Raw genomic sequence first — 2,885 nt, 5'->3', positions numbered from 1 at the left:
TTCATAATAAAGTCCTCCTGTTTTTAGTTTATCATAAAAAGATTTTTTTATTTACAGACTTTTTATCACAGGCTCTCTCTGTATTTATAAAAGCTTATTGCTTTTAGTATTATTCCTAACAAAACTGCACAAATTAGTTTCATATTCATGTGTTTCATTTTACCCTCCCAATTTAATATTTAAAATTATAATTAACAAGTTATTTCGATACTTACTTTGTAATTTTATTATGTTATAATTATGAAATTATATTTTTTCATTTTTCTAGTGACTTTTCAGCATATTCAATATCAAGCGATAGATTCAAAGACTTATATTGTTCACCTAATTTTCTTATACATTTTATAAACTTTGTACTCTTCAAATTTTCTGAAACATCTTCAAAAACCTCGCTTATCCAGTATAATTGCTCTGGAGGACAAGTTTTGAAATATATTATTGTATCTTCCTCACTAACAGATAATACTTTTGTGAGTTCTTTCCACACAAGACTTATTCTTGGATCATCTTGATGCAGCTCTAACCTTTTCTTTATTAAATTTTCTATTTCAACTTTATTTACCATTTATCTCCTCCATTATAAATTATAGCAATTCTTCCACATTTATTCCCTAATTGGTTACATTGCTTTTGCATTTTTTCATTTGAATCCCAAGAACCCACGAATGGAAAAAGAGCTATACAATTTCTAATACAGCTCCTTAAATATCAATTTCAACATTATTCTAAATATACTCCTCTGCTAAATTAATGTCAGAAGTCATTTTTAAATCAGGGTACTTTTTATCAAGCTTTCTTAAACATGCGATAATTTTTTTACTCTTCAAGTTTTCTGAAATATCTTCAAAAACTTCACTTATAAAGTATAAATCTTCTTTACTACAATTATTCAAATAATTAATTGTCTCAACTTCATCTTGAGAAAATATTTCAGTGATTTGCTTCCAGCATTCTTCTATACCAAAGTCATCATTTATATGTTTTTTCTTTCTTTTTTCCAAAACTAATGATATATCTCTCATTATCTCACCTTTTCTAATAATTAAAAATTGAATTTTTATTTTAATCATAAAAATCTAAAATCCCTAATATACTTTCCTTAATCATATTTATTTGCGCTAAATTATTTAGTTTTAACTCTTCATATAATGATCTTAAATCCTCAAGTGCTTCAGTTAAAAAATCTGTATCTAATTTATTTATACCCTTTATATATTTTACTAGACAAGCTCTTAGTAAATTCAAATTTTCAACATCAAGTCCATATTCAATTGTATTATTTTCAGCAACCCTAATATGTTGTGAAGCATTTCTTAATATCCAGCCAACTAATTTATTTTCTTTTACTATAAAATTAAAATCGTTAGTTAATTTGACAACTATTATCGAATTATCCCTCAAATTATTTTCTGGACAAGATATCAATGCATCTTGATTAATATCATAAGTAATTTCAGACTCAAATGTTAAATAACAATATTCTTTTTTAACAATTTCAATTGTCCCTGTTACACAATCTATATCATTATTAAAAACACTAGACTCTAAATTAATCGGTTCTATTACATTTAAAAGTCCTGTTGAAAATAATGCATTCATTTTATCAAATAATAATGTGTCAGCTCCGTTATTAAGCCAAATAAAACTCCCATACGATTCTGGTATTCTTTTCTCTATTTCTTTATATGTCTTTTCAAGTCCAATCCAAATACTTCCATCTGATAAATACCATCTCACATTTTTATCTGTAAAATTATTTTCAATATTTTCTTTAATAATTATATCCATTTTCTATTCCTTTTTTTATATTTCAACTTCACTTACTAAAAAATTGTCAAGTCTATTTGTGACTCTAAAATTTCTAACGCAACAAATAAATTAAATTATTTTGAATTTTTGCATTCATTAAATATTATTTTTATTTCAGTCATATATTTTTCTAATTCCTTTTTTTGTTCTGGAATATCTTGTATATAACGTTTAAAAGCTATTTCTAAATAATAATATAAATCATCATAGGGAATTACTATTTCGTCATCAAAATATGATAGTTCCATTCCAATTTTTTCAAAACTTCTATCATAATCTTGTTTATCATATTCATCTAAATCGTGCCAATATATTATGTTTGTGGTGTCATCTCCAAAACCATGCCCTTCTGATATAGATTTTAATATAGTAAAAAAGAAATTTCTTCTATAAAAAGAATTGATTGTATCTTTTATAATTATATCTCTTTCATCTTTCAAATCTGTATTTAAAATTATTTCTTTATTCATACAATTATCTGTATTTAAATTTTTTTCTTTATTCATATACTTCTCCTTGATTAATTAGTAGGAAACATTGTTGTTATTTCCCCATTTTCATAATTACCTTTCCACTTAACCCCACTTCCATCTATACCTGTCCATTCACGCCCCAATACTCCAGATGGTGAATTTGATAAAGCATCATTAGCAGCTTCTATTCCCCGTCTAGCATACTCTTTATCTGATATAAGTTTTGGATCATATATTGTTTTGGGATTTGTTTTTACAGCATATGTTCCAATTGGATTACCTGCACGATCTAATTCAGGAACACTATATGTTACTTCTTTTACCCATGGGATTTCATTTCCATTTATATCGTATATCTTCCCTGTTGATTTTATTAGAGGCTTTTCATTCATAAAATTAACTTCATTATGACAACCCACAATTCCTTTTTTATTTTTGTGTACTTTCCCTGTTTTAGGATTAATAATCTCTCTCTCTTTTAAATGTTTTTCCAAATCAGGATTTGATTTAATTCCACTTCCACCGCTTGTAGTGCTATAGTAAAGTAGGAACACCAAAATCTAAACAATGATATAATAAAAAAAGAAAGAGGTGTTTTGAAAT

Annotated in this window: 5 protein-coding genes; all 5 read right to left on the bottom strand. The window is 25.9% G+C overall.

The window, feature by feature from the left end:
• Positions 1–256: 256 nt before the first annotated feature.
• The 5 genes from NK213_RS19555 to NK213_RS19535 all read right to left on the bottom strand — a co-directional run bounded on the left by NK213_RS19555 (position 257) and on the right by NK213_RS19535 (position 2,674).
• Entirely contained in the window at positions 257–565 is a 309-nt protein-coding gene (locus tag NK213_RS19555; protein WP_253352456.1) for a hypothetical protein, read from the bottom strand.
• A 160-nt stretch (positions 566–725) separates the two neighbouring features.
• On the bottom strand, positions 726–1,022 hold the full coding sequence (locus NK213_RS19550) for a hypothetical protein (RefSeq protein WP_253352454.1): 297 nt from the start codon (positions 1,020–1,022) through the stop codon (positions 726–728).
• Positions 1,023–1,062: 40 nt separating this feature from the next.
• Positions 1,063–1,788, bottom strand: a complete 726-nt coding sequence (locus tag NK213_RS19545; RefSeq protein ID WP_253352452.1) for a hypothetical protein — start codon at positions 1,786–1,788, stop codon at positions 1,063–1,065.
• Between the two features lie 95 nt (positions 1,789–1,883).
• Positions 1,884–2,315, bottom strand: a complete 432-nt coding sequence (gene cdiI / locus NK213_RS19540) for a ribonuclease toxin immunity protein CdiI (RefSeq protein ID WP_253352450.1) — start codon at positions 2,313–2,315, stop codon at positions 1,884–1,886.
• A gap of 14 nt (positions 2,316–2,329) precedes the next feature.
• Entirely contained in the window at positions 2,330–2,674 is a 345-nt protein-coding gene (locus NK213_RS19535) for a CdiA family toxin C-terminal domain-containing protein (RefSeq protein WP_253352449.1), read from the bottom strand.
• Positions 2,675–2,885 lie beyond the last annotated feature (211 nt).

Origin of the sequence: Sebaldella sp. S0638, assembly GCF_024158605.1 — a bacterium.
GTDB lineage: Bacteria > Fusobacteriota > Fusobacteriia > Fusobacteriales > Leptotrichiaceae > Sebaldella.
Note: the sequence above shows the minus strand (reverse complement) of the source record. Positions and strands in the feature narration are given on the sequence as shown.

What these genes read in the sequence shown, in the direction of transcription:
- NK213_RS19555 (WP_253352456.1), bottom strand. Translation starts at nt 565, where the DNA reads ATGGTAAATAAAGTTGAAATAGAAAATTTAATAAAGAAAAGGTTAGAG.
- NK213_RS19550 (WP_253352454.1), bottom strand. Translation starts at nt 1,022, where the DNA reads ATGAGAGATATATCATTAGTTTTGGAAAAAAGAAAGAAAAAACATATA.
- NK213_RS19545 (WP_253352452.1), bottom strand. Translation starts at nt 1,788, where the DNA reads ATGGATATAATTATTAAAGAAAATATTGAAAATAATTTTACAGATAAA.
- cdiI (WP_253352450.1), bottom strand. Translation starts at nt 2,315, where the DNA reads ATGAATAAAGAAAAAAATTTAAATACAGATAATTGTATGAATAAAGAA.
- NK213_RS19535 (WP_253352449.1), bottom strand. Translation starts at nt 2,674, where the DNA reads ATGAATGAAAAGCCTCTAATAAAATCAACAGGGAAGATATACGATATA.